General features: G+C 48.4%; 5 protein-coding genes. 4 read left to right on the forward strand and 1 reads right to left on the reverse strand.

Features of this window, described 5'->3' with window-relative positions; genetic code table 11:
* From RMO27_RS00135 to RMO27_RS00150, 4 genes are all read left to right on the forward strand, one after another.
* Nucleotides 1–1,606: CTP synthase (locus RMO27_RS00135; RefSeq protein WP_309727868.1), on the forward strand; the 1,606-nt coding region annotated here is incomplete at its 5' end.
* Nucleotides 1,607–1,719: 113 nt separating this feature from the next.
* Nucleotides 1,720–3,492 carry an aspartate kinase gene (locus tag RMO27_RS00140; protein ID WP_309727870.1) on the forward strand — a complete coding sequence of 591 codons (1,773 nt, stop codon included), beginning with the start codon at nucleotides 1,720–1,722 and terminating at the stop codon, nucleotides 3,490–3,492.
* Nucleotides 3,493–3,589: 97 nt separating this feature from the next.
* Nucleotides 3,590–4,105: a ribosomal protein S18-alanine N-acetyltransferase gene (rimI, locus tag RMO27_RS00145; protein WP_309727872.1), complete on the forward strand. Its 516-nt coding sequence runs from the start codon at nucleotides 3,590–3,592 to the stop codon at nucleotides 4,103–4,105.
* 65 nt (nucleotides 4,106–4,170) lie between these two features.
* Nucleotides 4,171–4,458, forward strand: coding sequence for a hypothetical protein (locus RMO27_RS00150; RefSeq protein WP_309727875.1), 288 nt, complete (start codon nucleotides 4,171–4,173; stop codon nucleotides 4,456–4,458).
* Between the two features lie 52 nt (nucleotides 4,459–4,510).
* Here RMO27_RS00150 and RMO27_RS00155 read toward each other — a convergent pair whose 3' ends face one another.
* On the reverse strand, nucleotides 4,511–4,927 hold the full coding sequence (locus RMO27_RS00155; protein WP_309727876.1) for a nuclear transport factor 2 family protein: 417 nt from the start codon (nucleotides 4,925–4,927) through the stop codon (nucleotides 4,511–4,513).
* Nucleotides 4,928–5,188: the final 261 nt, after the last annotated feature.

Here is a 5,188-nt window from a genome sequence, read left to right on the forward strand (position 1 = left end):
CAAGGGCATTGTTGCCGCCAGCTTGGGGCGATTGCTCAAATCGCGCAACTATTCAGTCTCGATCCTCAAACTCGATCCTTATATCAATGTCGATCCTGGCACCATGAGTCCTTACCAGCATGGGGAAGTGTTCGTTACTAAAGATGGTGCGGAGACAGACTTAGACTTGGGACACTACGAGCGATTTACGGATACATCGATGTCACGGCTCAATAGCGTCACCACTGGTTCGATTTATCAAGCAGTCATTAATAAAGAGCGGCGGGGCGACTATAATGGCGGCACAGTGCAAGTCATTCCCCATATTACCAACGAGATCAAAGATCGGATCGATCGAGTGGCGAAAGATACTAACCCCGATGTGGTGATTACCGAAATCGGCGGCACCGTTGGCGATATCGAATCATTGCCATTTCTCGAAGCAATTCGGCAATTTCGGAAGGGAGTAGGCAGACGGAATGTAGTGTATCTACATGTCGCGCTCGTACCGTGGATTTCGACGGCGGGTGAGATGAAAACTAAGCCGACACAACATTCAGTTAAGGAATTGAGATCGATCGGGATTCAGCCAGATATTTTGGTGTGTCGGAGTATTCAACCTTTACCGCAAGGCATTAAAGAAAAGCTCTCGGAATTTTGCGATGTCCCAGTCGAATCGGTAATTAATGCACCAGATGCTAGCAGTATCTATGAAGTGCCGTTGATTATGGAACGGGAAGGATTGGCAACGCAAGTTATCGATTTACTCCAGCTCGAACAGCGGACACCCGATCTCACCCAGTGGCAAAACTTGGTCGATCGAATGCAGACGTCTACCCAGGAAGTCAAAATCGCGCTGGTTGGTAAGTATACTCAACTTGGTGATGCCTATCTCTCGGTAGTTGAAGCCCTCAAGCATGGCGCGATCGCCAATGGTGCAAAACTAGAAGTTGTCTGGGTAAATTCGGAAGATCTCGAATGCCATGGTGCGGCTAAATACCTGGCAGACGTCCAAGGCATTGTCGTTCCTGGTGGGTTTGGCATTCGCGGTGTAGAAGGTAAAATAGCAGCCATTCAGTACGCCCGCGAACACCAGATCCCCTTCCTCGGATTGTGTTTGGGGATGCAAGCGGCGACGATCGAATGGGCGCGGAATGTGGTTAAACTCGACGGTGCTCATAGTTCGGAATTTGAGCCGGAGACGCCCAATCCGATCATTGACTTATTACCAGAACAAAAAGATGTCGTCGATCTCGGTGGCACGATGCGGTTGGGTTTATATGCCTGTCGCTTGGAAGAGCACAGTCTCGCGCACCAGCTCTATCAACAAACGGCGATCTACGAACGTCATCGCCATCGCTATGAGTTTAATAATGCCTATCGCACTCAGTTCCTCAATAGTGGTTATCTAATTAGCGGCACATCTCCAGATACTCGCCTGGTGGAAATTATCGAATTGCCATCCCATCCCTTCTTTATCGCTACCCAATTTCACCCCGAATTTCAATCTACGCCGAGTTTGCCTCATCCCTTGTTTAAAGGTTTGATGTCCGCAGCGTTGGCAAAGATCGTTAAGCCGCAGGAAAATTACCATCTTTCGGAATTGGCAGTCGATCGAGTAGATTAGACTCGATTGGGAGTTGCTGTACCACCGGATGGGAGTTGGGAATTAGTGAAGATCGATTCCCTGCTCTCCAAAAATTCACAAGCAAAATGTAAACAAGGAATATTAGTAGAGAGATGGCATTAATCGTCCAAAAATATGGGGGAACATCGGTTGGTTCAGCAGAGCGGATTCAAGCAGTCGCGCGGCGGGTGGTGGATACGGTCAAAGCTGGTAACGATTTAGTCGTCGTCGTTTCGGCGATGGGCAAAACCACTGATGGATTGGTAAAGCTAGCGCACGAATTATCCAGTCAGCCATCTCGTCGCGAAATGGATGTGCTACTAGCGACGGGCGAACAAGTAACGATCGCTTTACTGAGTATTGCCATCCAAGAACTCGGACAACCCGCCATCTCCCTCACTGGCGCGCAAGTCGGGATCGAGACTGAAGCTGAACATACCCGCGCGCGGATTTTGGAAATCGCCCCCGATCGGGTCAAGCGGCATCTCCAAGAAGGTAAAGTCGTTGTGGTAGCTGGGTTTCAGGGCGTGAGTGCCACTGGAGATCGCGATATTACCACTTTGGGTAGAGGCGGTTCGGATACCTCCGCTGTCGCGCTGGCGGCTGCGCTCAAAGCTAGTGCCTGTGAGATTTATACCGATGTACCTGGGATTTTGACTACCGATCCTCGGATCGTCCCAGAAGCCAAACTCCTGACCGAAATTACTGCCGATGAAATGCTCGAACTCGCCAGCCTGGGCGCGAAAGTATTGCATCCCCGCGCGGTGGAAATTGCCAAAAATTATGGCGTACCGTTAGTTGTCCGATCGAGCTGGACGGACGATCCTGGGACTTGGGTAGTCTCGCCAGTACCGCCACCACGACCCCTGACGGGTTTGGAAATCGCCAGATCGGTCGATGCTGTCGGTTTTACAACCGATCGCGCCAAGATTGCGATCTTACAAGTACCAGATCGAGCGGGCATTGCTGGCCAATTATTTGGCGCATTAGCGCGCGAACAAGTCGATGTCGATCTAATCGTCCAATCGATTCACGAAGGCAATACCAATGACATTGCCTTTACCGTTCACAAACAGGCGATCGGTCGCGCCCAGGCGGTCGCTGAAGCGATCTCACCCGTCCTTCATGACAACTTTGTCCCCAGCCACGATCGCATCCTGGTAGCAGACAATATTGCCCAAGTTAGCATCGCTGGTGCGGGGATGATCGGCAGACCGGGAGTCGCCGCCCAGATGTTCAAAACTCTCGCCGATGCTGGGGTTAATATCCAAATGATTTCGACGTCCGAAATCAAAGTCAGTTGTACGATCGCGAGTGCTGATTGCGATCGGGCGATATCGGCACTATGCAAGCAGTTTGAGATCTCTACCTCGGCAAATGAGAATAATGCTCCCAGAGTGCCAGCCCCATCGGTACGCGGCGTCGCCCTCGACCTCGATCGGGCGAGATTAGCTATACTGCAAGTACCCGATCGACCTGGTATGGCTGCCGAGTTATTTGGGATCTTAGCAAGGCAAAATATTAGTATGGATGCCATTATTCAGTCCCAACGCACTCGTGTCATCGCTGGTGTTGCTACGCGCGATATTGCCTGCACGATCGCCCAAAATGATGCCGCCGATGCCAAACGCGTCCTCGAAGCTGCCGTCACTAAACTGGGCTGTGGTGGTGTGGTTGTCGATGAATCGATCTCCAAAGTCAGCATCGTCGGTGCCGGGATGATTAGCAATCCTGGTGTTGCGGCCAAAATGTTTAATGCTTTAGCAGCGGCGGGGATTAATATTCAGATGATTTCGACATCTGATATCAAAGTTAGTTGTGTCGTCGCTCGATCTCAAGGCATCGATGCACTCAAAACCGTTCATCAGGCGTTTGGGTTGGGATAGATTTTAGGCTTTAGGCTCTAGGCTTTAGGTCTTAGGTTTTAGGGGTAATGGCTCAACTAGTCTCCCCGTCTCCCCGTCACTAATTCAGAAATACTAAGTGGGTTTAGATCTAACAACAGTTCAGCCAATATCTGTAGATGAAATTGATTCGATCGTCATCCTCGATCGCTTATGCTTTGGGGGATTGTGGTCGATCGATAGTTATCGACGTGAGATGACTAATGAAAATAGTCATTTTCTGGGCGTGTCGATCGATAAAACGTTAGAGCCAGAGACATCTGGTATCATTGGTTTCGGCTGCTTCTGGGCGATTTTAGATGAGGCGCATATTACCTTGCTTGGCGTCCATCCTCAGTACCAACGCCAGGGACTGGGAAAATTATTACTCGGTGCTTTGCTAGACAAAGCTCGATCGATCGAGATGGCGCGAGCGACATTAGAAGTCCGCGCTTCTAATCAGGGTGCGATCGATCTATACGAACGATTTGGGTTTCAAACTGTCGGTCGCCGCAAGAAGTACTATCAAGACACTGGCGAAGACGGCGTTATCATGTGGCGCGGCGGTTTGCAGCATCCAAATTTTACACATCTTGTCAATAATCCTGTTGTTTAATTTTTGTCCGGTTTTGTCCTGCTGAGGCGTGAATATATCGATCGTAGTCTATTGGCGATCGAGATATGAGTATCGGATTGACAGTTCTGGTGGTAATTATCGGCGTGGTATTGCTATATTGTGCCCTAGAAAAATTTTCAACTAAATCGCGTGCCGACGAAATTTTTGGTGAGTGGCAGCGCAAAGCCACTGTCGATCCCGATACGCGGCGGCGGACGATCGTTCTGGCTGGACATGATATGGAGCGTGTCGAACGCTTACTCGCCACTGCCCGTCGCAACAATCCCGATCGAACGGAGCAATGGTATTGGGAAAAAATCCTGTACGATATGGAACGCGATCGCCGCTTGTAATCTACTTACTTAGTTTCAAAAGTTGATCATCACTGGCAGTAAATCGGTTAATTTATTTACTAAATTTCAATAGTTCTTCTAATGCTGCTAACAGCTTGACTTCTACCAGCAAAATTTCTTTGTCTAGATTGAGCTGTATCAGCCAGCTCACATTAATGGTGAAGTAACTAGTTTTTACTTTGCCTTGAATATGATATTGCGCCAGATCGTTGTCTCTGAGCAGCAACGCTCCAGATTCGGGACAAAAAATCATCCCTTGTGCTTCTGTTTCTAAATATGTAGAGATCGCGCCTCTACCCACGATCGGTTTTTCAAACGGCGGAGCTAACTGACCTAGATCTGCAAATAACTCAGCAGTAGCCATAAATTCACCACGATTGAGCCGAGCAAAATATGCAGCAACAGTGGGTTCTTCAATCCCGTCAATATTAACTAATAACTCTAAATCGATAGTAGTAAATTCATTCACGATCTGCGGATAGACTCCCACAAAATAATATTTTTTCGATTTCGATGCTTATTTGTTATCGTCTAATTATCAAAGCATAAATATCAACAAAATCTATCTGTCTTTTGACCGATCGTCATCTCTTCCGAAAGTAGGTATGACACAAATAAGATTGTGAGTATCCTAGAGAAGATGAATTTAGGACACTATTGTGACAACTGCTATTTCAAATGTCCATCCGGAAATGACTACCGCTTTTACGGCATTAGACACAGACCAACA

Source organism: Chamaesiphon sp. OTE_75_metabat_556 (genome assembly GCF_031378165.1).
GTDB lineage: Bacteria > Cyanobacteriota > Cyanobacteriia > Cyanobacteriales > Chamaesiphonaceae > Chamaesiphon.